The 22,950-nt window shown below is 37.6% G+C and carries 18 protein-coding genes; 12 read left to right on the forward strand and 6 right to left on the reverse strand.

Annotation, left to right across the window (positions count from 1 at the left end; translation table 11 throughout):
- Positions 1 to 244: 244 nt before the first annotated feature.
- From AB1444_13100 to AB1444_13110, 3 genes are all read right to left on the reverse strand, one after another.
- On the reverse strand, positions 245 to 1,054 hold the full coding sequence (locus AB1444_13100) for an SDR family oxidoreductase (protein ID MEW6527585.1): 810 nt from the start codon (positions 1,052 to 1,054) through the stop codon (positions 245 to 247).
- A 23-nt stretch (positions 1,055 to 1,077) separates the two neighbouring features.
- Positions 1,078 to 2,289: an alpha/beta fold hydrolase gene (locus tag AB1444_13105; GenBank protein ID MEW6527586.1), complete on the reverse strand. Its 1,212-nt coding sequence runs from the start codon at positions 2,287 to 2,289 to the stop codon at positions 1,078 to 1,080.
- A 266-nt stretch (positions 2,290 to 2,555) separates the two neighbouring features.
- Entirely contained in the window at positions 2,556 to 3,476 is a 921-nt protein-coding gene (locus AB1444_13110; GenBank protein ID MEW6527587.1) for a hypothetical protein, read from the reverse strand.
- A gap of 209 nt (positions 3,477 to 3,685) precedes the next feature.
- Between AB1444_13110 and AB1444_13115 the strand changes: the two genes are divergently transcribed.
- From AB1444_13115 to AB1444_13165, 11 genes are all read left to right on the forward strand, one after another.
- Positions 3,686 to 3,886, forward strand: a complete 201-nt coding sequence (locus AB1444_13115) for a hypothetical protein (GenBank protein ID MEW6527588.1) — start codon at positions 3,686 to 3,688, stop codon at positions 3,884 to 3,886.
- 75 nt (positions 3,887 to 3,961) lie between these two features.
- A complete protein-coding gene (locus tag AB1444_13120) occupies positions 3,962 to 5,245 on the forward strand; it encodes a GMC family oxidoreductase (protein ID MEW6527589.1) in 1,284 nt (427 codons plus the stop codon).
- 30 nt (positions 5,246 to 5,275) lie between these two features.
- Positions 5,276 to 5,851 carry a TetR/AcrR family transcriptional regulator gene (locus AB1444_13125; protein ID MEW6527590.1) on the forward strand — a complete coding sequence of 192 codons (576 nt, stop codon included), beginning with the start codon at positions 5,276 to 5,278 and terminating at the stop codon, positions 5,849 to 5,851.
- A 74-nt stretch (positions 5,852 to 5,925) separates the two neighbouring features.
- Positions 5,926 to 7,092 carry a hypothetical protein gene (locus AB1444_13130; GenBank protein MEW6527591.1) on the forward strand — a complete coding sequence of 389 codons (1,167 nt, stop codon included), beginning with the start codon at positions 5,926 to 5,928 and terminating at the stop codon, positions 7,090 to 7,092.
- Entirely contained in the window at positions 7,085 to 8,242 is a 1,158-nt protein-coding gene (locus AB1444_13135; GenBank protein ID MEW6527592.1) for a 2-hydroxyacyl-CoA dehydratase family protein, read from the forward strand. The genes AB1444_13130 and AB1444_13135 overlap by 8 nt, the downstream gene beginning before the upstream one ends.
- A complete protein-coding gene (locus AB1444_13140; protein ID MEW6527593.1) occupies positions 8,227 to 9,630 on the forward strand; it encodes a 2-hydroxyacyl-CoA dehydratase family protein in 1,404 nt (467 codons plus the stop codon). Before AB1444_13135 ends, AB1444_13140 begins: the two co-directional genes overlap by 16 nt.
- Entirely contained in the window at positions 9,627 to 10,409 is a 783-nt protein-coding gene (locus tag AB1444_13145) for an acyl-CoA dehydratase activase (GenBank protein MEW6527594.1), read from the forward strand. The genes AB1444_13140 and AB1444_13145 overlap by 4 nt, the downstream gene beginning before the upstream one ends.
- Entirely contained in the window at positions 10,409 to 11,200 is a 792-nt protein-coding gene (locus AB1444_13150) for an acyl-CoA dehydratase activase (GenBank protein MEW6527595.1), read from the forward strand. Before AB1444_13145 ends, AB1444_13150 begins: the two co-directional genes overlap by 1 nt.
- On the forward strand, positions 11,187 to 11,855 hold the full coding sequence (locus tag AB1444_13155) for a hypothetical protein (protein ID MEW6527596.1): 669 nt from the start codon (positions 11,187 to 11,189) through the stop codon (positions 11,853 to 11,855). The genes AB1444_13150 and AB1444_13155 overlap by 14 nt, the downstream gene beginning before the upstream one ends.
- A 5-nt stretch (positions 11,856 to 11,860) precedes the next feature.
- Complete coding sequence (locus AB1444_13160) at positions 11,861 to 12,604, forward strand: AAA family ATPase (GenBank protein ID MEW6527597.1); 744 nt, start codon at positions 11,861 to 11,863, stop codon at positions 12,602 to 12,604.
- A 314-nt stretch (positions 12,605 to 12,918) separates the two neighbouring features.
- The gene (locus AB1444_13165; GenBank protein MEW6527598.1) at positions 12,919 to 15,588 is read left to right on the forward strand and encodes a PAS domain S-box protein; all 2,670 of its coding nucleotides are present in this window, start codon (positions 12,919 to 12,921) and stop codon (positions 15,586 to 15,588) included.
- Between the two features lie 2 nt (positions 15,589 to 15,590).
- Here AB1444_13165 and AB1444_13170 read toward each other — a convergent pair whose 3' ends face one another.
- A complete protein-coding gene (locus tag AB1444_13170; protein ID MEW6527599.1) occupies positions 15,591 to 17,285 on the reverse strand; it encodes an AMP-binding protein in 1,695 nt (564 codons plus the stop codon).
- 273 nt (positions 17,286 to 17,558) lie between these two features.
- Here AB1444_13170 and AB1444_13175 point away from each other — a divergent pair, with 273 nt between their 5' ends.
- A complete protein-coding gene (locus AB1444_13175; protein MEW6527600.1) occupies positions 17,559 to 19,097 on the forward strand; it encodes a methyl-accepting chemotaxis protein in 1,539 nt (512 codons plus the stop codon).
- Between the two features lie 13 nt (positions 19,098 to 19,110).
- On the opposite strand, the gene AB1444_13180 is transcribed toward AB1444_13175, so the two are convergent.
- Both AB1444_13180 and AB1444_13185 read right to left on the reverse strand, forming a co-directional pair.
- Complete coding sequence (locus AB1444_13180; GenBank protein MEW6527601.1) at positions 19,111 to 21,129, reverse strand: U32 family peptidase; 2,019 nt, start codon at positions 21,127 to 21,129, stop codon at positions 19,111 to 19,113.
- The gene (locus AB1444_13185; protein MEW6527602.1) at positions 21,126 to 22,847 is read right to left on the reverse strand and encodes an amidohydrolase family protein; all 1,722 of its coding nucleotides are present in this window, start codon (positions 22,845 to 22,847) and stop codon (positions 21,126 to 21,128) included. Before AB1444_13185 ends, AB1444_13180 begins: the two co-directional genes overlap by 4 nt.
- Positions 22,848 to 22,950 lie beyond the last annotated feature (103 nt).

Consider the following 22,950-nt stretch of genomic DNA (forward strand, 5'->3'; position numbering starts at 1 on the left):
ACCAATCAACCCTGAAAGAGCGTTCCCATGAACAAGCATATCAAAATAAAAACGCCGATACATTTTTATATAGTCCATAATTGCCTCGCATGTTTTGAAAATACTATATAATATAAAAGGTATCAAGACACCTGATAGTTATGAGAGAGCAGAAGAAAACACCGGAAAGCTATAACCAATTTAGCACGTGAACAACAAAATTATAAAAAATTAAGATGAGTGGACGTTTTTTTATTTCTGCCGATTACGATTTTATTGTTTTTTGAATGTTTGCTTTATTTTTACTTCCTATCTTTTCCAGCAATGGCCACAACGTTACTACCAATCGTGGGAATACCATTATAAAACGCGTTATAAATCCCTGTGATGATGGCACCACTATTTCAGGTCTTTTTGTTTCTATTCCTTTGACCACAGCTTTTGCCACATCTTCAGGTTTTTGTGGCTTACTTAAAAACGTAAGTGGCGAACCTCCATGCGTTGCTTCATAGTGTAGCATGGGCGTATTGACCGAATCCGGTAAAATAGTTGCAACATGGATATTATGTTTTTTCAATTCAATGTGTAATGTTAAAAACAAACCCCGTAATGCAAATTTGGTTGCAGTATATAGAGAACTATATGTTTCAGGCACTATTCCAGCCAGTGAGGCGATAGTTACTATTGAGGGGCTTTTGCTCTTTTTCAAATGTGTCAACACCTCATACGTACAGTTAATTGGGCCTAAGAGATTAACCTGTAACTGTTGGTTGATTTCTTTGTACGAAGCATTTTCAAAAAGGTTTGGTTCAATGATTCCTGCATTGTTTACAAGGATATCGATAGCTCTATACTTTTTTATTACTTTATTAACCATTGACTTTACTGATTTGATATCAGTTATATCACAGTACAGGCTATAAACTTTATCACCATACTGTTTTTGCAAGTCAGCTAACGCTTTTTTATTAATATCTACAAGCACGCATGTTATATTCTTCTTTATAAACTCAGTAGTAATAGCCCTGCCAATGCCGCCTGCCGCGCCAGTGATTATTGCAATCTTTGTATTCATAATTTTGAGCCTCTATATAATTTTTATTTTTCTATTACTGATAAAAATTCACCAATTTGTTTACACATATCATTAAAATGGGGATTATACGTTAGTCGTGTAATAACTTTATACTTTTCAATATTTTCTTGGGTATTTTCGCCTTTCCATATTTCAGGATCAGTTAAACACTGCTGGCGCTCTGGACTATCTGGCTTGTAATATAAACAATTACGATAATCACCATTTTTACCGTAGTGTGGATCATCAGGTGGTATGGTGATACATATATGAGGTATATTCAATATCTTTTCCTGAGGGAGATAGCTATTTACTGTGATAACAAAATTATCCTCTCCATCATAATCTTTTTCAGGTTGTATGGTATACAAAATAAACATCTTTTTACCAGTAATATAATTTTTCATAACAAAAAGTGTTCGTTCAGTGCTTACCGTGCGGTCATCTATACTCTGAGCAACAAACACAGGCACTGAAACTTTTTTACCTTCATCAAATAACGCATCCACTTTCTTTATAAGCCTATATGTCTGTGTCACACCATTAAACGTAAATGACTGATATTTGGTATAATCTACATCATCTTCTATACTTTCCCAATCTTTGAATGTTCCTACAACCGGAGCCATCCATGCCAATTTAGAATAAATGGCAAACGCCGGTGCAAACAAAAACAGCCCTTTTACATCATGGTTAGTATTTGTTAGTACATAATGAACTGAAAGCAATGCGCCCGTTGAAAAGCCACCCATATACACATCTTTTGCATTCTTTTTAAGCTGCAACATACCATAGTGAGTAGCTTTTATCCATTCATCATTTTTAACTTTTAACAGGTCACCTGGTACAGTTCCATGTCCTGGTAAAAGTAGGCCATAAACAAGGAACCCTTTTTCAGCAAAATATTTTCCCACAGCACGTAAAAAATATGGTGAATCCGACAGACCATGTATAAGCAAAATCCCTTTGGGATAAATGTTATTAACCGGTTTTATCTGCGGTTTGAAAATAAAGGGGCTGTTCATGGCAACAATGGCATCCTTATTTTTTGTTTCAACACGAGCATTTGCAATAACATGAGTCATGAGTTCCACATACTGTTCATACGGTGTTTCCAAAGGGATAGTAAAAGCGCTGTTAAAACCTGATTCTTTTAAACGCGAAGGATTTTGAGCATAGACAAAAACTAATAGAGTAAAAAGCAGCGAAATACTTATCCATAGCTTACGTTTCATCATGTCCCCCTATAATAATAGAATCTCACAAATGTTATTCCGAAGCTCATTCAGAATCTATTGCTGTATTATAATGCTGTACCTTATCATGCAATAAATTAGGGATAAGGTTTACAATGACTTTGCCAATAATATTTTCATGGTACAGTTTCTGAGCCCGGTGAAGTATGATTGGTTACCGCTGTCGCAAATAACCATATGATGTCTAATGATTTATATCCAATATAGCTTTTGCAACAACTTTTTATATTGATTGTGTTAGAGTTTTAATTATTAAAACTCACTACCAAAACTGCTGATTTCATTTGTAAACCGTTTAAGAATGTTTTGTTGTACCATGACATTTCATTACGTATCCAGCCACCAAGACTAAGCGATAGTGATACCGATTTACTACTCAGCCACGTAAGTGCCAGACCTACCATTGAAGCTTTAACATTTTTTGTTGGAACATCATAATTTTCACTTATTGGAAAAGGTACAGTAGTAGTAATCTTTGCTGTTGCTTCAGGTTTATTGAGGCTGTAGCTTACAAGATAATATGGTGTTATTTTAAACAGGTCATCATATTTAAAGGAAGGAGCTATTCCAAACGAAACGCCAAATAAGGTTGCAGAGCTGTCAACTGATAGCTTGATATTTGAAATTTCAGGCAATGTCCCTGTGCCATTGTATTTCTGTATAAATATACCCGCAAACAGGGGGAGTGAAAATTCACTGGATTCAACCACATCATACCCTATGCCTGAATATAAACTGATTATTGAGTAATCAACCTTCATCTGATAGTTATTAGCATCCAATCCCTTATAGAAAGCTGAAGATAACCTTCCATCAAAATGCATATAAGCTGCAATGCCGAATATAAGCATCCTGTCGCTGGTAGCATAGCCAAATCCAGCACCAGCGCCATATCCCTTTAAATCTTTACCTTTAATTTCAGGGTCATCATATGCTTTTTGAACAGTGAAGTATGCAGGAACTATCGAAACCATATAGTTATCTTTGTTATAATGGGTCATGGGAACAAAACTATCAGCAACTATAGATGCAGCAATATTGGTTATTCCATCAATAGTTTTGGCGGAAGGGTCAAGATCAATACTCTGGGCAAATAGTGTGTATGGAAATAATACCACGATTATTGCTGAAAAAATAATAAGACCATAGCCTATATATTGTTTCATTGTTGTAACTCCAAAATTTGAATTATGTAATCTTCCAAGTGGATAGCCTTATTAAAAAATTTTATCATAAAAACCAATGATAGTGGTAACAGATATGGAGATTCTATCATTATCTATTATTGGTATTGTCACTATTAAACATACTTTATAATTACTATTTAGCTTTTGTCAATGAAAATAATAGGATCTCACGAAACTCCTTAGAAGAATTGCTCAATGAATCAGGGAATATCCTGGGTGCAACCAATGAACAAAAACAGGCTCTGGATGAAATAGCTAAAAGTATAAATGTATTTAATGATACTATCCAGAATATTGCTACAAGTGCACAGAAACTATCAGACTTTTCCATTGAACTTGCCACTATGGTTCAGAAATTGAAAAGCCTTTCTGAAATCAAGAATAATTAAAAATTTTCTTGACAAAATTTTATTTATAACGGATGTTCGATATAAATAAATTACTAATGGGAGGTTTGCACCAGTATGACTAAATTAGAATATGATGCAATTATAGTTGGTACCGGGCCTGGTGGAGCAACGGTTGCACGGGAACTATCGAAAAAAAAGAAAAAAGTACTGATGATAGAACGAGGCTCTGACCCCCAAATCAAAGGTACCTATCTGCAGGCTGCATCAATGTTTATGCCGGGGAAGGGAACCCTGTTTACGTATGGCGGACTTGCCATGGTGCGCGGCATAACGATGGGTGGTAGCTCAATATTTTACTACGCTACAGCGTTTCCGCCACCTGTTGCCATGCTAAAAAAATATGGCATTGATATTACCAAAGAAATTGAAGAGTGTAAAAAGGAACTACCCATTGCACCACTCAAAGATGAACTTATTGGCCCCATGGCAAAACGCATTATGCAAAGTGCTCGTGAGTTAGGGTATCCGTGGGATAAGCTGCCCAAATTTGTGTTTCAGGATAAATGCAGGGCTAACTGTGATAAGTGTAATTTAGGCTGCCCATATGGGGCAAAGTTTAATGCACGGATGTGGGCAGAGGAGGCAGTAACAAATGGAGCAACATTGATTGTCAATGCAAAAGTTGAAAAAGTACTGTTTGATGGCAAGCGTGCAGTTGGCGTAGAGTATACACAGGGCTTTAAAAAACAAAAGGTATATGGCAATGATATTATTATTGCAGCTGGGGGCATAGGTTCGCCAATTATATTGCGCAATAGCGGTATGAAAGGAGCGGGGTTTGATTATTTCTTTGATCCGCTTATCTGCGTCATGGGTACGGTGAAGGACATAAAAGGTGGCAGGGAATTCCCCATGGCAACAGGGCATCAGTTTGTGGAAGATGGCTATGTCATGACCGATATGACTATACCGCAGTTACTGTATCAAGCATTTACAGCTGAAGTTTTTCGCTTTGATAGGCTTTTTAGTCACAGCCGAACATTGCAAATTATGATAAAGGAAAAGGATTCATTGGGTGGCTATCTTACCGATAAAGAAGGAGTGCGCAAGAGATTGGCATTTGATGATAAAAAGAAACTAATGCATGGCTATGAGCGGGCCAAAAATATTTTAAAGAACGCAGGAGCAAAGCATATATATAAATCGTGGTATGTAGCAGCACATCCAGGCGGTACGGTAAAGATAGGCCATCTTCTTGATAAAAATTTGCAAACTGAAAAGGAACATCTGTATGTGTGTGACTGTTCGGTAATTCCAGAAGCCTGGGGTTTGCCACCAGCACTGACATTATATAGTTTAGGAAAACGTTTGGCAAAACATTTAGCAAAATCAAAGTAATGTATAACAAAAACAGATATGGGGTTATAAATGCCAAAAATCGTGGATCATGATGCATACCGTGATGATCTCTTATCGCGCTGTTTCTGGGTATTTACACAATATGGCTATGACAAGGTTACTATGCGTAAGATTGCTCAAGTGCTTGGTGTATCAACCGGAACACTGTATCACTATTTCCCCAACAAGCAGGCAATTATAAAAGCCCTTTTTGATTGGGTCATGCGCACCAATGTGGGGGATGTAAAAAGTAGAGTACGTGATATTGATGTTACCAGTATGCGGATTGATGTTGCCACTGAGTTCTGGAAAGAAAATGGTGACTATTACAGACATGTGATGTTACTTGCGTTTGACCTTTTGCGCAATACGCCAAAAGAAGAACATGAACCGGTGTTTCAATCATTTGCTGATTATTATAAAAAAGCAATGGTTGAAATATTTAATATCCCGTATGAATTTGCTGAACTTTTATTTATACTGTTTTTGGGATCTGTATTTCACTCAATTGTTACACCTCACGGTTTTTCATATGATAAAGCGGTGGATACCATTGTAAAGCTAATCTATGATACCGTGAAAAAAGGATGCAATGACACAACATAATAAAAAAATCTAAAATACGCTTGTGCGATAGTTACCGTGTAAAAGCTGAATGATTATAATGGGAGGCTTTGCCAATGAAAAATCTTTACCTTTCTTCCGTATGGATGAAGCTTGTTACCACACGGGAAGGAAAAAATTTCCTGCATCAATCTACAAAAGAATTTTTTACCCAGTGGACAAAAGATAGTGTATGTAAAAGAGCCATTGCTAAGGTGATATTGTTCTGTATTCAGCCTTTTGTCAAAGCAACGTCAACCGATAAAACCGTAAAGGAAATCCTTGATGATGAAACCTGGTGGCAAAAACTTGGTGAAAGTTTACTACACACTATTGCTGTACACGATATGGCTGAATTGAAGCATTATGCTGATGCAATAAGTATCCATGCGCCTCAGGTTGCAGGCACGGTGGCTAATGATATATGGATGTACCCTGCCAAAGTTTTAACGCTTTTTGCCTGTATCCCTTCAGTGGCAAATTGCACAATCCGATGTGCCAATGAAGCATTGAATCCAATAAACAATCAGGCACCTGATCTATTAGCTGATGTTGTGAATTCCCTTGTAAAAGAAATTGACTCTAAGGCATTAGGTTGTATGGCCAATCAACTGTGTGAACTTATACGCAAAATAGATGTAGGTGATGAGCTTTTAAAAGAATCTGCTTCAACACCACTTGAGCAATCTATCAAAACTATTGTTACAGCAGTGTTAAACGAATTGGATGATAAAACAAAGCAAGAGATTTTTTACAGTTTACTATCGCTTAAAAATAAAATTACTGGAGGTATATTAGAAAGCCTTCAAGAAAAACCTGATGTATTGAGCATGCTGATTAATGCAATTATTCTGAATAAATTGCACAACATTCAGACTGCTCGCACAGTATTACACAATTATCGTACACAGGAAAACGTGACGGATTTCCCCGTTGAAGAGATTGCGCATTTTTGTAATGAGCTGTTGCGTTTTATTGTTTCAGTTCACAGTACCAATAAGCCGTTGTTTGATTCACTTATAAACCGCTTTGCACATGCGCTGGATGCTGGCGCATTTCAGGATTTTTTTACACAGGCAGCTGGCGACTGCTTTGCAGTTCTAAAACCTGTGCTTGCTAAAATCTTTCCATTTGTACTTGGTTTTTGGACAGAACTTATACAGGAAGAAGATGAAACCATGCAACAGGCACGCAAAGCTTTTGCACGTGCATTATTACACGGTGTGGAGGTAGACAATGTTTGAAGAATTTTATACCATAGCGCAATCAATCAACAATGAATATATTGCTAAGGTAAAGGAACAGGGTGCGCTATGTATTGGTTATACCTGTTCATATTTTCCAGAGGAAATATTACATGCCTTGGGCATAATACCATATAGAATAAAGGGGCTTAATGTATCATCGCTTTCAATTGCTGATGCTGCGTTTGGACCATTTATATGCAGTCACCCAAAGTGTTTGTTGCAGCACTTTGCTTTAGGGGATTATTCATTTCTTGATGGCATTATTGTTACGCCAGGCTGCGATTCCATGCGCAGGATTGATGAGTGTATTCGTAAAACTGCTGTCAATTTAGATTTGCCAGTAGTGCCTCCGTTTTTCTTTCATTATGCTGTACCCCATAAGATTACTGAATACAGTGTAAAGTGGCTTGTTGAAGAATTACATCGATTTATTGACAGTGTTTCAGCGCATTTTGGGTTATCGTTTTCCTATGACAAATTGAAGGAGTCAATTGCATTTTACAACCGATTGCGAAAACGTTTAGAAGAACTTAACGCCCTGCGCATACACTATCCTGCACGTATTGCAGGTGCTGATGCTGTTGCAGTGTATGTTGCTGGATTGTCTATGCCCCGTGATAGGTTTTATGGTATGATGGAGTCATTGTTGTCTGAATATACTGGCACTGCGCTTGAAGATCGTAAGCGGCTTATGCTTATTGGTAGTGCCAATGATGATATAGATTTTATTAAAACAGTTGAAGGGGAAACAGCAGTGGTGGTGGCCGACACATTGTGTTATGGGCCGCGGCTTGAGGTAGATTATGTGGATGAGGAGGATGAGCCTTTGCACGCACTGGCGCTGCGGTATCTTAATCATAGCCATTGCCCGCGTATGTATGGTGGATATAAACAGCGCCTTGCAAAGGTGGTGGAAGCCATACGCATAGCGCAGGTGGAGGGGGTTGTGTTGCAGAATATCAGGTTTTGCGATTTGCATGGTGCTGAAAATGGCTTGATTGAGCGCGACTTAGAGAAATTGGGTATACCTTGTTTGCGCCTTGAGCGCGAATATGGACCACTGGCTGATAATGAGCGTATGCGAATGCGTATAGATGCATTTTTAGAACGCTTAGAGGTAAGGAGATTAGTATGCGAAAGGCCTTAAAACAATATAATTTTGACTGGATGTTATGGCGCACGTATGAAGCGGGTTCACGGCTTTTAGCGGGAACAAGGCAGGAATATGATATTGCATTACGCTATATACCAAATTTTCGGGACCCTGTTAAAGAAGTTTTCAAAGCAAAAGCAGGGCAATTGTTTTTACAGATGACAGCCACATACCTTGATAACATTGTCAATGCACATCAGCGTGGAAAAAAAACCTGCATGACAACCTTTTGCTTTTCACCAGCAATACTGTATGCGCTTGATATTGTTCCTGTAACGTTAGAATTACTAACTGTAATGATGACATTTTTATATAAGCGGGGCACCGGTGAGTTTTTAGATTACTGCAATGAAGCTGGATTTACGGAAACATCATGTTCATCACAGCGTGGATCAATGGGTGCACTGTTAGCTGACATAGGGACGCCAATAGATATGGTTGTTACTGATTCGCCAGGTGTGTGTGATACCAATGCCAATGCGTTTGCATTCTTTGCAGCATATAAAGATTTACCATTTTTTCAACTCAATATGCCACCATGGTTAGTGGAAGAGCGTGTAACCGAGTATCATGTGCAGGATTATAAAGCACTGATTGGGTTTCTTGAAGAGCAAAGTGGCAAAAAGCTTGATGTTGACAGGTTACGGGAAATACTTACCGAACTGCAAAAACAGGATGAACTTATAAATGAGCTTGAACAATATTTAAGTTACAAACCTTTACCACTGTCTGTTACCACCTGCCTTTTTATCTATGCAGGGCGCTTCATGTTTGCTGGGATGCCCATCTACACACAATTACTTGAGATGCTTGTCAATGAAGGAAGGGAAAACGTTACACTGCTTAAACAGGGAATTAATATATCACATGAAAAATCACGTGGATTTTTTTGCTACATAGACCACTACACCCATAGTTTGCGGTTGTGGCAGATGTTAGAGGAACTCAACATTGGCTATTCAGGAAATATTTTGAGTCATTTCTGGGCTGATAGCAATCCGCCAGTGGTCCATAACAACTGGAAAGAAGCAGCCTATTCCATTAAAACCGGAACACTGGAAGAGATGCTGACAAGTATTGCAGCCATTAATTCACGTATGCCAATGATAAAGTCTATTCGCGGACCGTATGATTCGCCGTATATGTGGCTTCAGGATACACTTGCTCTGGCAAGTATGTATAAGGCCGACTTTATAGTCTATAATGGAACGCCGGGCTGCCGTAACACCTGGGGCATGGTGAAGTTACTTGCACAGGACACCGAAAAGGCAGGTTTTCCCACTCACATTATGTATGCAGATGCGTTTGATGACCGTGTGCAATCGTGGGATGCAACTCGTGACCGCTTTGAGGAATTTTTGCGCGTAAGGAGGCTACTATGATTGTTGCTGGGTGTGACATTGGTTCGCTTACAACAAAAGTGGTTTTATTTGATGGCAAAAAGATAATAGCTTCATCAATCATCAAATCAAAACCAAAACCTGAAGACGGTGCTTATGAAGCCCTACAACAAGCGTGTGCGATAGCAACTGTTAATCAGGACAATATTGTATATTGTGTTGGCACTGGTTACGGGCGCAAACGTGTTCCCTTTGCAAACAATACTATATCGGAAATATCGTGCCATACTAAAGGTGCATTTTACCTGTATCCCAATGTGCGCACTATCATTGATATTGGTGGGCAGGATTGCAAAGTTATTTCCCTTAATACACAGGGCGAGGTTGATCGCTTTGTTACCAATGACAAGTGTGCAGCTGGAACAGGCCGCTTTTTAGAAGTGATGGCTAAGGTGCTGAAGATAGAATTACAGGAACTATCGAACATGGCTAAAAAAGGAAATGAAGCAATTACGTTAGCATCAGCTTGTACCGTGTGGGCACAGGCCGACGTCATAAAATATCTTAATGAAGGAATAAGCAAAGAAAACATTGCTTTAGGTGTGTGCAAGTCCATGGCAAAACGAGTGGGAGTGCTGGTAAATCAGGCAAGCATAAAACGTGATGTGTGCATTACCGGTGGTGTTGCAAAAAATACGGCAGTGGTGAAGGAACTTGAAAATCTTTTAGGTGTTACCATTGTAAAAATAACAAATGTTGATCCACAGCTTACCGGGGCCTTGGGTGCTGCACTGTTTGCATATCAAAAAGCTGGAGGTTAATGGTGATAGTAGCCGGATGTGATATTGGTTCCACAACAGCAAAGGCTGTTATACTTGACGATGGCACTATAATTGCAACGGTACTACTTCCAGTAGAAGGAAGCCCAAAGGATGCAGCTCAGCTTTTACTTTCTTCAATACATGAAAAGACAAGTATAGACATAACACAGATTGAAGCGTGGTGCGGTACCGGCTACGGCCAAAAAAATATTCCGTATGCCAGCATAGTTGAATCTGAGATTGTGTGTCATGCTAAGGGGATCCAGTATATTGATAAAGACGTGCGTACCATCATTGATATTGGCGGACAGGACGCTAAGGTATGCCGCATTGATGCATATGGCAATGTTCAACGGTATGTGTATAATGATAAGTGTGCATCAGGTACTGGAAGGTTTTTAGAAATCACAGCAGATGTTATGGAAGTCCCTATTGCCAAACTTGCTACTCTTGATGCAAAAGGTGTAAAAGAGATTACACTATCAAATCAGTGTGTGGTTTTTGCTGAAACCGAGGTGATTTCCCTGTTAAACAGTGGGGAAGATATGGGTAATATTGTTAAAGGATTACACAGGGCATTGGCTTCGCGAGTGGCGTCTCTTGCACTGAGTATTGGTGTTGAAGAAAAGATAGCTTTTTCTGGCGGTGTTGCACACAATGCAGGTATGGTTAGTGCACTTGAGCGGGTTTTGAAAACAAAAGTAGTGGTACATGAATATTGCCAGATAATGGGTGCGTTAGGTGCAGCATTAATAGCGCAGGAAAGGGTAAAAAGTCGTGTTGCATCCTGATTTAAAAGATGTACTGGAGTATGTGCAAAAACATAACCAGGTAAAAATATATGCTATAAAAGATCAAACACCATGGCCGCAAGTTTCCCAAACTGCAATGATATTTAAAGACGACATTGGGTGTGAGTTAGGTGGACCGTATGGTTCAGCAATGTTGCATTGTATGTATGATGCAGTCGTTGATGGTAGGGTAATGGTAATTGGCAGTGATACCCTGCATGGGCATTCAGTGTGGGGAAGGCTTACGCTGCTAAATGCAGCAATAGATGATGAAGAAAGCTATTATAGCTTTTTACAGCAGGTAACGCTGGTACCGGTACAGCACTCAATGGAAGGCGTCATGATACGAATACAGCCTTCTTTGTATAAAGAATGGATACGAATTCACAAAGATTATGTAAAAACACATACTATGATTCAATTTTTTTCAAGGTTATATACATGGTACAAACAGCTGTCGTGGATAAGGGGGGTTGAATTTGTTGCAATAACATCTAACAGCGATGACATTGCCAAACTGCTTCCTCTCATTGAAAAACATAAAAGTATTATAAAGGCATTTGAAAAGCGCCTGGTTGAAGATATAAAAAACTGCGATACCTGTGATAACAACACGGTGTGTACTACAATTAACTCGTTATTTAAAAAAGGTTGATACCCATGGAAGCTCTAAAAACCAAAGTCATTGCTTTCTGTGGAAAGGGTGGAGCAGGGAAAACATCGCTGTGTGCATTGACAATCAAATACCTTGCACACAAAAATAAACGGGTGCTTGCCATTGATGCTGATCCGGCAGGAGGCCTTTCGTGGGCGCTGGGAATAAAGCCTTACAAAACTCTTGATGACCTTAGGGTGACATTACACACAGCGGTTGATAACAAATCGGTACAGAGTAGTGACGAACTATATGCAATGGCAAACTATGAGCTTCTTGCAAGCCTTGTGGAGCATAGAGGTTTTGATTTTTTGAGCGTTGGGCGGCCTGAAGCTGAAGGATGTTATTGCAGCATAAATGCGTTTCTCCGTCACTGCATTGGCAAACTCACAGAGCATTATGAGTATGTATGCATTGACGGTGAGGCAGGGCTTGAGCAGGTTAACCGCCGTGTGCTTGAAACGGTGTCACATTTAGTCATAGTCAGTGATACATCAAAACGAAGCATAGAAATTGCATACAATCTTTTAAAATTGGCACAGCAGCGTACACAAACCATGCACTGCGGAGTTATTATCAATAAAATGGGCGATAGTACCTGTGCAAACAAACAGTTGCCGGTAATTGGCACCCTGCCAGTATCCAGTACCATTGCCACCTTTGATAGTGAGGGAAGAAGCCTTCTTGAAATGAGTGACGATGAAGAGTATTACACCAGGTTTAGAGAGTTACTAAAAAAATATATTTGAAAGTAGTAAATCCTCAGTGCAGTTACTTAAGCAACTTTTCTTTGATTGAAAGTCAATTACTATGGCTATTTTAGGCAAGGAAAAAGAAATTTTGTCAGTGTGTGATACAAGATTGTTTAACATGTAGTGTTTGATAAAATGAAAAAGAGGTATCATTACAATCTCACAATCTTTACATATAAGCAAGCACAATGCAAAATAAAAAATGACGAATGACGCAGATAACATGGAATAAAGGATTATATTATTTTTTCTTGAAATAAAAAAAATCACGAAGTATACATATAGGGAAGTGAATTATTTATGGTATTTTTATGAACGCACATCCATTTGAAAATTCTTTTGATATTCTTGATTATTTAAATGATTCTGTTTTAATCAATTCTTATGATGGTACTATTTTATATGCTAATAAATCTGCTTATAACCGATTGGGATATTCAAAAGAGGAATTGTTACAAAAAAAGATTGGTGATATAGATACGCCCCACTATGCCAGGTTAATTCCCGAGCGTATTGAACAGTTTAAACAATATGGTTCGCTGGTGTTTGAATCCGAGCATGTTACAAAAGATGGCACTATCATCCCAGTTGAAGTAAGTATTCATTCAATACTATATAACAATACCCCCTGTATAATCAGTGTGGTACGAGATATTACGCTTCGAAAACAGTCGGAAAAAGCTTTACGTGAAAATGAAGAAAAGTTTAAAGCTATAGCAGATAATATGGCAGATATTGCCTGGATAGTAAATCTTCAATTTGAAACAATATATATAAATAAGGCAGTGGAAAAAATACTTGGATTTGCAGTAGATGAATACCTACAACGTAAGGTGGAAAAAAAATATCCACCTGAAGTATTGCAGGATATGTATAACAAACTGATAGAAGAATTTGAAAATGAAAAAAAACCAGGGATTGATAAAAACCGAACAAGAATTGTTGAGATACAGGAATACAGAAAAGATGGAACACTGGCAGATTTAAGTGTTCATGTCAAATTTTTAAGGGATGAAACAGGTACGCCAAATGCCATAATAGGTATATCCCGGGATATAACAGAACAAAAAAAATCACTAAGGGAAATTCAACGCTATAAACTTATTTTTGAACAATCTATTAATGAAATCTATATTTTTGATGCTAATACACTTGCATTTACGTATGTCAACCAAGCTGCAATTAATAATTTGGGCTATAGCTTTGAAGAATTAAAACATATGACTCCGGTTGATATAAAACCCCAATTTAGTCTGCAACAATTTCAGTTATTATTACAACCATTAAGAGATGGTGCTGAAGATAGTGTAGTTTTTGAAACAGTGCATAGACGAAAAGATGGTAGTACATATGATGTGGAAGTACATGTGCAGTTAGTAAAGATAGATGGCGAAGAACATTTTGCAGCAATAATCCTTGATATTACTGAAAGAAAGCGTATTGAAAAAAGCCTTAAAGAAAGTGAAGAAAAATTTCGTATTTTAGCCGAATCAACCCCCATGGCTATTATGATGTATCAGGATGACAAATGGGTTTATGCTAATCCTGCAGCAGAAGCACTTTTAGAATATTCAGAACAGGAGTTGTGTGCCATGAACTTTTGGGATGTTGTGTATCCTGATGATAAAGCTATAGTGATGGAACGGGGTAGCAAAAGACAAAAGGGTGAAGAGGCCACGGTGGGATATGAATTTAGGGTAATAACTAAAAGTGGTATGGTAAAATGGATCTTGTTGTATGGTGCTACAGTAATGTTTAAAGGGAAGCCAGCAGGATTGATATCGGTATTGGATATAACAGAAAGGAAGAAAATAGAAGAGGAAAAAAGAAAATTGCAGGAACAACTGCTGCAGTCACAAAAAATGGAATCAATTGGCACGCTTGCTGGTGGTGTAGCGCATGAGTTTAACAATATGCTCAATATTATTTCAGGGCATGCGGAACTGGCATTATTAAATATACCTCAAGAAAATGAGGCACGTAAAGATATTGAAGAAATAAAAAAAGCGGCGCAGAGGTCAGCAGAAATAACCAAAAAATTGCTAACATTTGCGCGAAAACAAGAAGAAAAATCCACTATAGTAAATGTCAATTCAGCTATTGATTCAATGATTGGAATGCTTAAGAGGCTTATTGGTGAAAACATCCAGCTTGCATGGCAGCCTGTAAAAAGGGAACTATCGGTTCAAATTGATGAAGTTAGCCTTGATCAGATACTAGTTAATTTGGCTGTGAATGCCCGTGATGCTATCGACAAACAGGGAAGCATTACAATAAGCACACTTAGTGTATCAATTGAAGATGAAGTTGCATTACAGCACAATGTTTTACCAGGGGAGTATGCGGTAATTCAGGTGACCGATGATGGAATTGGCATAGACGAAGAAACACTCAAGCTTATATTTGACCCTTTTTTTACCACAAAAGAAGTTGGCAAGGGAACCGGGTTGGGATTATCAACGGTATATGGTATTGTAAAAAGTAATGGTGGATTTATTGAAGTACAAAGCCAAAAGGGGATAGGTACAACGTTTAAAATCTATTTACCTTTATTTGTAGAAAGAAGAGAGTATGCACAATACCATGACAACGTTATACAAAACCTGTTTCGTGGCACCGAAACAATCCTTATTGTAGAAGATGAAATATCAATTCTTAAAATAACCAAAAGAATGTTAGAGATATTAGGGTACACCGTATTGGAAGCAGGTGATCCGTTTGAAGCATTAGAAATTGTGAAAAATTATATTGGAACAATACATCTTCTGATTACCGATGTTATTATGCCAAAAATGAATGGTGTTGACCTGGCAAAACTAGTTTCTGCAATGTATCCTCAGATTAAAATATTATTTACATCAGGATATTCTGCAGAAGTGCTATCAAAACATACTATCAACACTCATGACATTAATTATTTAAAGAAGCCTGTTTCTTTTGCCAGCTTAGCATCTACCGTAAGAACAATTCTTGATAATTGAAATCACATTTCAACAAGCATCTTCTTGATTTCCCGCTTGAGTATTTTTCCAACACCACTGGTAGGTAACTGATCCATGAATACAATGAGCTTTGGTACTTTATATGGGGCAACATGTTCTTTTAAGTATTGAAGAATCTTTTCCTTTTCATGTTCACTTTTTTCAATGCCAGGTTTTAATACTATTGCACAACCCACTCGTTCTGAGCCAGGGCGTTCAGGATCCGGTATGCCAACTGAAGCTGCAATTTCAACATCTGGATGCTGGGCAAGTACCTCATCAAGTTCACGGGTGAATACCTTAAAGCCTGATACAATGACCATATCCTTGACTCTGTCAACTATATAGAAATATCCGTCTTCATCCATTTTTGCCACATCACCAGTGTACATCCAGCCATCCTTAACTGCTTTGGATGTTTCATCGGGTTTGTTGTAGTATCCTTTCATCAATTGGGGTCCTTTAATCACTATTTCACCAGTTTCGCCAATCTTTGCAAGCTGCCCGGTTTCTGGATCAATTAATTTCACTTCCGTGTCGGATATTGGCATGCCAATGGAGCTTGCTTTTTTAGTTCCATATCGTGGATTGCATATCATGACTGGTGACATTTCAGTCATTCCATATAATTCTATGAAATTACCTACACCAATAATTTCTTCTAACGATTTGATATATTCTGCGGGGAAAGGCGCTGCAGCACTTAAGCACCACTTGAGATGGCTTTTCAGGTTAAGTTCCTTAAATGCAGGTTGTTTGAGCAGTTCAAAATAAACAGTTGGTACGTTTACTACAAAAGTGGGCTTATAAGTTTTCAAAGCATTTATAAGGAAATGAGCATCACGCGGATTGGGAACACATATCTGAGTTATGCCCTGAGTCATGGTAAAACCACCTAGTGCCAAACCTGCTATGTGAAAAAGTGGAAATGCTGAAAGTGCTATATCCTCTGGTTGTAAGTCCAACCAGGTTAAAACCTGATGCCGGTTTGACATGTAGCTTTTCTGAGTGAGTATAGCACCTTTAGCAGGACCAGTTGTGCCGCCAGTATACATCATAAAGATCATATCTTCCCAGTTGCGTTTTATCAGCACCGAAGTAGGTGGGGATTGTTTAATAGCATCCATAAAACGTACTACTTCTTTTCCTTTTAAAGGGTTTACAGGTGCAGTTGGTATTTTTTTTAATAGTTTACCTAACACACGTTTGACACCTGGCAAAAAGTCAGCAATTTGGGTTACTATAACGTGGGTAAATGGTGTGGAGTTACTAACTTCAGCAATTTTTTCAAATAAAATGTCAAGAGTAATAACTACCTTTGTCCTTGAATCGTTTAGCTGGTGTTCCATTTCGGATGGTGTTAGCAAAGGGCTTAGCCCCGTAGTGACACCTCCTGCTTTTTGTACTGCAACAACTCCAATGTAGTGTGCAGGAATATTAGGTAGATGTAACCCTACAACATCATCTGGCTTTATGCCAATGCTCAGTAGATAATTAGCCAGTCTGTTCGTTAGTTCATCCAATTGTTTGAAGGTAATGTGAGCACCCATGTAAATGAGAGCTGTCTTGTCCGGGTATTGTTTAACTACCTCAGAAAATTTTTCAGCAAAGCTTTTTGTTTCGTAAGTGAGACTTGGCGCAACATGCTTGTCGTAATGCTTAAGCCATGGCTTCTGTGAATATACATCATTGTTCATGGCAACCTCCAAAAATTTATTTTATGTATAATATAAAAAGTATGTGCTCTGATGCGCTGAAACCAAATTACTCTTAAAATAGGGCATGGTTTACCGCTTTGCCATTAAGACATGCACTGACGCAAATAATTGGTTTTGGGAATTGCACATGATTTCTCCATTAAAAAGTAATTTTAATTTAAAGGAACTAAAAGATTTTGTCAATAAAAAAATTGGTTGACCGTCCATCCAGTTTATGGTATTTTGTCACAAACTCTGTTGGAGAGGGAAAATATGAAAGCCAAACATATTGCCGATTTATATGCCACTTATAATCCATTAATTCGGCGAAGAGCTGTGCTATTATATCTAATGAATATAATAATACTTTGTTTAGTTCTACCAGTTCCATTTTTGGTTCTTATAATTCGGGGTGATTTTTTACGGCCATTTATCATTGGTATTGCTCCAATTGCAGGTTCATTCATTAGTATTGTAACCTTGCAAAAAGGTAAATACCATATTTCAGCAAATGTTACATCGCTTGCTACTTCGATGGCAATTTTGTTGGGAACATATCTGCAATATATAGGTTCACCTGGTATAGGGTATTCTTCAATGATATATATTATGCCAGCGGGGATTGTGTTTGCATCACTTTTCTGTAGCAGGCTGTGGACTACTGGAATTGCTGTGATGTTTTTCTTAAGCAATGTTATCTTCTATCATTTAAATAACATCCAGGGGATAATTGATAAGAAAATTCAATTTACAGGTTTAATAGATAGTAGCCTTTCAATAGTTTTTTGTTTTACGTTGTCATTTCTGATTGTAAAAATAATGAAAGATTCAATGAATGAAATTCAAAGTGAATCTGATAAAAATAAGGAACAATATAAACGATTAAAAGAACTTATTATAGCTGTTCAACAGGTAGCTGCAAATTTAAAAGAAGCTTCTGCCAAAATGCATGATATGACAGGCAGGCTATCCGAACAGGCGCAGAGTCAGGCAGCTTCTGTCGAGGAGGTAACATCAGCCATTGAAGAAGTCAATGCCAGCATGGATTTAGTAAATCAACATGTTAAGGATCAAACAGTAAACCTTGAAATATTGGATTCCATGACAAGTGATTTTACTGCTCTATTTGGACAACTGCGGCAAACTATCGATATAGTAGCTCATAAAATATATACTACAGCAGAGCAGTCACGTAACAATGAAAAGACCCTGGAAGAACTGAACATAACAATGCAGGAAGTTGGAGTAAAATCTCAGCAGATGAATTCAGTAGCAGATGTTATTGATACTATAGCCGAACAGATAAGTTTGCTGGCACTTAATGCTTCAATTGAGGCTGCGCGTGCGGGTGAAGCAGGGAGAGGATTTGCCGTTGTTGCAGATGAGATTTCAAAATTATCAGATCAAACGGGAGAAAGCTTAAAGGAAATTTACAATTTAACTAAAGAAACGGAAACTCAGATACAGAAAGGAATAAAAATTGTTCAAGAAACAGTTAAAGCAATGAGTGCTGTAATACATAATGTAAACGAAATATCGCATGATATTCAAAATATAAGTGAAAACATGGCAATGCAAATTGAAAATAATAAAACCATAAGTGACAGGACGAAAGAAACACATCAGCATGCAGATGAAATACATTATTCTGCTTCCGAACAAATGATTGCACTAAGTGAAGTTGCAAAATCTATTGCAATGATCAATGATTATACTCAGGACCTGACTAATGCTGTGATTAATCTTCTTGAAATTGCAAAAATTGTTGATAATGAAGCACTACAGTTGAAGGAAAAAACGCTGATACTATAGCTTGTGTCATGTGCTACTCACAATCACTAAGTACATCATAGTGAGCATAGTGTTGTGGGCAATACTGTTTATGTTTGAATGTATAAACAGCATCAGGTATACGCAGCCGTGTAACCAGATATATTTTTGGTTTATGAAATTGTATAAATCCATTATAATATCGTGTTGTAATATCCAGAGAATCCATATCGCCTGAAATAGTAAAGTATGATACTGCATTATTTTTATAAACTTCATATGTAAAAGAATTAACGCAATAGCAAAAATCGCCAGCGCAAATAACAACGTCTTTCCCTTTAAAGAATTCAAGCCAGCCATAGGTGGGAATAATAAAATGTTTAAAGCCATTGTGCATATAGTGTTTAATTTTTGTTATAGTATCATCTAAGGTATTTTCAGGAACAAATACCGGTAACTCAATAAATGCGCTGTTTACATGTGTAGTTTGCACTTTTTCAAAGTGTTGCCATATAAATGTAGTGTTCTCTGGTTTTATGGTAGCATTATTTTTTTTAATTGTCTCAATGTGGGCAATAATAGTACTTTCCCTTTGTTGATTTATTGATTCGCGATGTTTTATATAGTCTTTATATAGCATGTCGTAGAATTGACGCCGCAGCTGTTTCAATTGTGAGAGAGGAATAAAAATACTATCCTTCATGGTTACTGACACAGTTGCTACAAAAGGAAAATGTGCTGTCTGTGAAAAAATATATTGAATAGTGTTGGGCGATAGTCCCTGTTTAATGGCTTTCTGGATTGGGATAGTATACGTATAATCTACTGTAAATGTATCAATGATAGCAGAAATTGTAAACTCAGAATTAATCGTAATTTGAATATTCACTGAGTATGGCTTAAAAGGAATAGCTTTTAATTTTTTTAAAGCGTTATCTGATTTACTTTCTCCTATTATATATACATAAAGTGGTGGCTTACTATTCAATGAAATATACCATTCAAGAGAATGTCTGTTTTTGTCATATTTATAATCTAACAGAGTACCTTCGTATATATTTTTTCCACTGTTATCCACAATTCGCAAACGTAAGCCTTTTTGCAATGGGTGGCTGGTGGAAATTATACAGAATTTATTTTTTACCTGAGTTACAGTACCAATATATGCTCCTGCTACACCTACAGTTTTAGCGTCAACCAGTTTATCATATGAGCTATCGCACATATACCCTTTAGTTGTGCTGCGCAAACTTGGTGGTTCATTCTTAAACGATTTGCCTTCCATCAATGAGTCAATTAATGTCCTGTAATATGAAACCACCTCATTGATGTACCAGGTACTTTTTAAACGCCCTTCAATTTTAAACTTTGTAATGCCAGCGTTAATATAATCAGCTATGGATGGACCCAGTGCAAGATCTTTCATTGAAAAAGGATAGCGTGTTGCACTACCTGTTGTGAACGGATATCGGCACGGCTGAAGACAACGACCTCTGTTTCCCGACTGCCCAAATAGATATGAAGAAAAAAGGCAGCATCCTGAAAATGAAAAACACATGGCTCCATGGATGAATACTTCATATTCACAGGGCACTTTTTGTTGAATGGATTTAATTTCATTCAGCGATAGTTCCCGTGGCAGTATAATCCGCGACACGCCTAAATCTTTTAAGAATTGTGCATGCATACTATTGTGGCAAAATGTTTGTGTTGAAGCATGAATAGTGAGTGAGGGATAATACGTGCGTATAAGCTGTATTAAACCTATATCCTGCACAATAATAGCATCAACGGCATATCCCTGCGCTAAATTAAGAATTTTTATTACCTGTTCCAGTTCATGATCAAACATCAGCGTGTTAAGTGTGAGATATATTTTTTTATTATGGTGGTGAACGTAATTAACAGCATATTTGAATTCATCAATTGTAAAATTTTTTGCGCGCTTGCGGGCATTAAAGTCTTTGAGACCTGCATACACTGCATCGGCTCCTGATTCCAATGCGGCTATTAATGCCTCAGGGGATCCAGCTGGTGCAAGGAGTTCTATTGATTGATAATTTGATTGGTTCATGCTTTCAATACTTTACCAGGCATAATTCCTTGTTTCAGATTTCCATTTTCAACGATATGTTTCCCATTTATAAATACATGGACTATACCAGTGGATGATGCTGGTTTTCCGTCGTCTGTAAATTGTTCATTAATTATATGTGGATCAAAAATCACAATATCGGCAAAAGCATTATGTTTAATGATTCCACGGTTTTCAAGTTTGTAGCGGCTTGCTGCAAGGCTTGTGATTCTGCGTATAGCTTCTTCTAAAGGAAATAATCTTAATTCTCGTGAATAATGTCCAATAAATCTTGGGAAGCATCCATACGCTGAAGCAGGTGGTGTTCCTTCCTTATATGCAGGAAGAATTGAATCTGCTCCTATGCTCATCATTGGATGAAGTAACATTTTGTTAAACATTTTTTCTAACCATGGTTTTGCAGGATATCCATAGGTGTAGGTAACTTCACCTTCTTCTTCAAGGGTCAATCTGCATAATGCATCAAACGGATCGGTCTTCCATATCTTTGCAATTTCAACAAAAGATTTTCCTTCAGTCCATCTATTCCTATCACTCCGCACTGATAAAACCTTTACTGGCTTCCATCCAATTGCACGGATGTGTGGGTCAGACCATGAGTCTTCTTCCCAGTGTGGCCATTGTGGTATTACCGTTTCAATCTGCTTCTTTATTTTTTTCCTGATTTCTGGATCTTTGAGACGTTCAAGTAATTTTTTACGTCCACCCCGGTTAACCCATGGTGGGAAAAGTGCTGTTATTGTAGTATTCCCCATAGTATATGGGACAGCATCCATGCCAACATCTATGCCTCTGTCGATAGCTTTATTAATAATTTCAAGTCCTTTGTCAAGTGCAGGATTGGGTACTCCTGGTAAAGGTACTATCGAATTGATTGATTCAATTAAAGTAAAGAAATATGGGAGTATAGTGCTTATCCATCCAAGGAAGGGTAGTGAATGTAAATGTGAAATCTGTAACGGTACTTGAGCTTTTTCAGCAATTGTTACTGCTTCGGTTATTGAATACGGTAATGTGGTACAATAACCTCTTAAATGCGATACATATGGCCTGCCATATTCACCAGCAACCTTAGCAAGTTCAATAAGTTCATCTGTGTGAGCATACATGCCCGGATAGTACATAAGACCTGTTGAAAAGCCCACACAACCTGCATTCAAGGATTCACGCAGAAGCTTTTTCATTTGTTTTAATTCTTTATCAGTACAGAATCTGTTTTCATCTCCCATGACCGAAATACGGATTGGACCATGTGCTGCCAATTGTGCAATGTTGCACATGAGATTTTTTCTTTCAATATAAGATAAGTATTCTTTCATTGATTCCCAATAGAATTTCTTAACTGGTACACTCATACTCTGGATGAGCTCTAAAACCATTGATTTGTATTGTGGGAGGCAAGGTGCCATTGCCCATCCGCAATTGCCAACAACTGATGTGGTGACACCCTGTAGTACAAATGATGAAAATCTCTGAACAGGATCCTGGTCAACAATATACAAGTCATGGTGAGAATGAATATCAATAAATCCTGGTGAAACAATTTTATCAGAAGCATCAATACATACTTTTGCAACCGTGTCATTTGTTTGCTTATCCAATATAATTCGATCTTTTTGTATTGCAATAGTTCCTTTATATGCTTGTTTCCCTGTACCATCAATTATGGTACCGTTTTTAATTATATAATCAAACATGTACTGAACCCCTATTCATCTGGATTTATAGTAATATAATGTTAAATCAATTACAACTCATAGTGTATGGTTTGATTACTAAAATTTTCAAGTTATTTTATAT

This window comes from Spirochaetota bacterium (assembly GCA_040756435.1).
Lineage (GTDB): Bacteria > Spirochaetota > UBA4802 > UBA4802 > UB4802 > UBA4802.

What these genes read in the sequence shown, in the direction of transcription:
- AB1444_13130 (MEW6527591.1), top strand. Translation starts at nt 5,926, where the DNA reads ATGAAAAATCTTTACCTTTCTTCCGTATGGATGAAGCTTGTTACCACA.
- AB1444_13180 (MEW6527601.1), bottom strand. Translation starts at nt 21,129, where the DNA reads ATGAACCAATCAAATTATCAATCAATAGAACTCCTTGCACCAGCTGGA.
- AB1444_13150 (MEW6527595.1), top strand. Translation starts at nt 10,409, where the DNA reads ATGGTGATAGTAGCCGGATGTGATATTGGTTCCACAACAGCAAAGGCT.
- AB1444_13110 (MEW6527587.1), bottom strand. Translation starts at nt 3,476, where the DNA reads ATGAAACAATATATAGGCTATGGTCTTATTATTTTTTCAGCAATAATC.
- AB1444_13105 (MEW6527586.1), bottom strand. Translation starts at nt 2,289, where the DNA reads ATGAAACGTAAGCTATGGATAAGTATTTCGCTGCTTTTTACTCTATTA.
- AB1444_13185 (MEW6527602.1), bottom strand. Translation starts at nt 22,847, where the DNA reads ATGTTTGATTATATAATTAAAAACGGTACCATAATTGATGGTACAGGG.
- AB1444_13100 (MEW6527585.1), bottom strand. Translation starts at nt 1,054, where the DNA reads ATGAATACAAAGATTGCAATAATCACTGGCGCGGCAGGCGGCATTGGC.
- AB1444_13125 (MEW6527590.1), top strand. Translation starts at nt 5,276, where the DNA reads ATGCCAAAAATCGTGGATCATGATGCATACCGTGATGATCTCTTATCG.
- AB1444_13145 (MEW6527594.1), top strand. Translation starts at nt 9,627, where the DNA reads ATGATTGTTGCTGGGTGTGACATTGGTTCGCTTACAACAAAAGTGGTT.
- AB1444_13170 (MEW6527599.1), bottom strand. Translation starts at nt 17,285, where the DNA reads ATGAACAATGATGTATATTCACAGAAGCCATGGCTTAAGCATTACGAC.
- AB1444_13140 (MEW6527593.1), top strand. Translation starts at nt 8,227, where the DNA reads ATGCGAAAGGCCTTAAAACAATATAATTTTGACTGGATGTTATGGCGC.
- AB1444_13165 (MEW6527598.1), top strand. Translation starts at nt 12,919, where the DNA reads ATGAACGCACATCCATTTGAAAATTCTTTTGATATTCTTGATTATTTA.
- AB1444_13135 (MEW6527592.1), top strand. Translation starts at nt 7,085, where the DNA reads ATGTTTGAAGAATTTTATACCATAGCGCAATCAATCAACAATGAATAT.
- AB1444_13160 (MEW6527597.1), top strand. Translation starts at nt 11,861, where the DNA reads ATGGAAGCTCTAAAAACCAAAGTCATTGCTTTCTGTGGAAAGGGTGGA.
- AB1444_13175 (MEW6527600.1), top strand. Translation starts at nt 17,559, where the DNA reads ATGAAAGCCAAACATATTGCCGATTTATATGCCACTTATAATCCATTA.
- AB1444_13120 (MEW6527589.1), top strand. Translation starts at nt 3,962, where the DNA reads ATGACTAAATTAGAATATGATGCAATTATAGTTGGTACCGGGCCTGGT.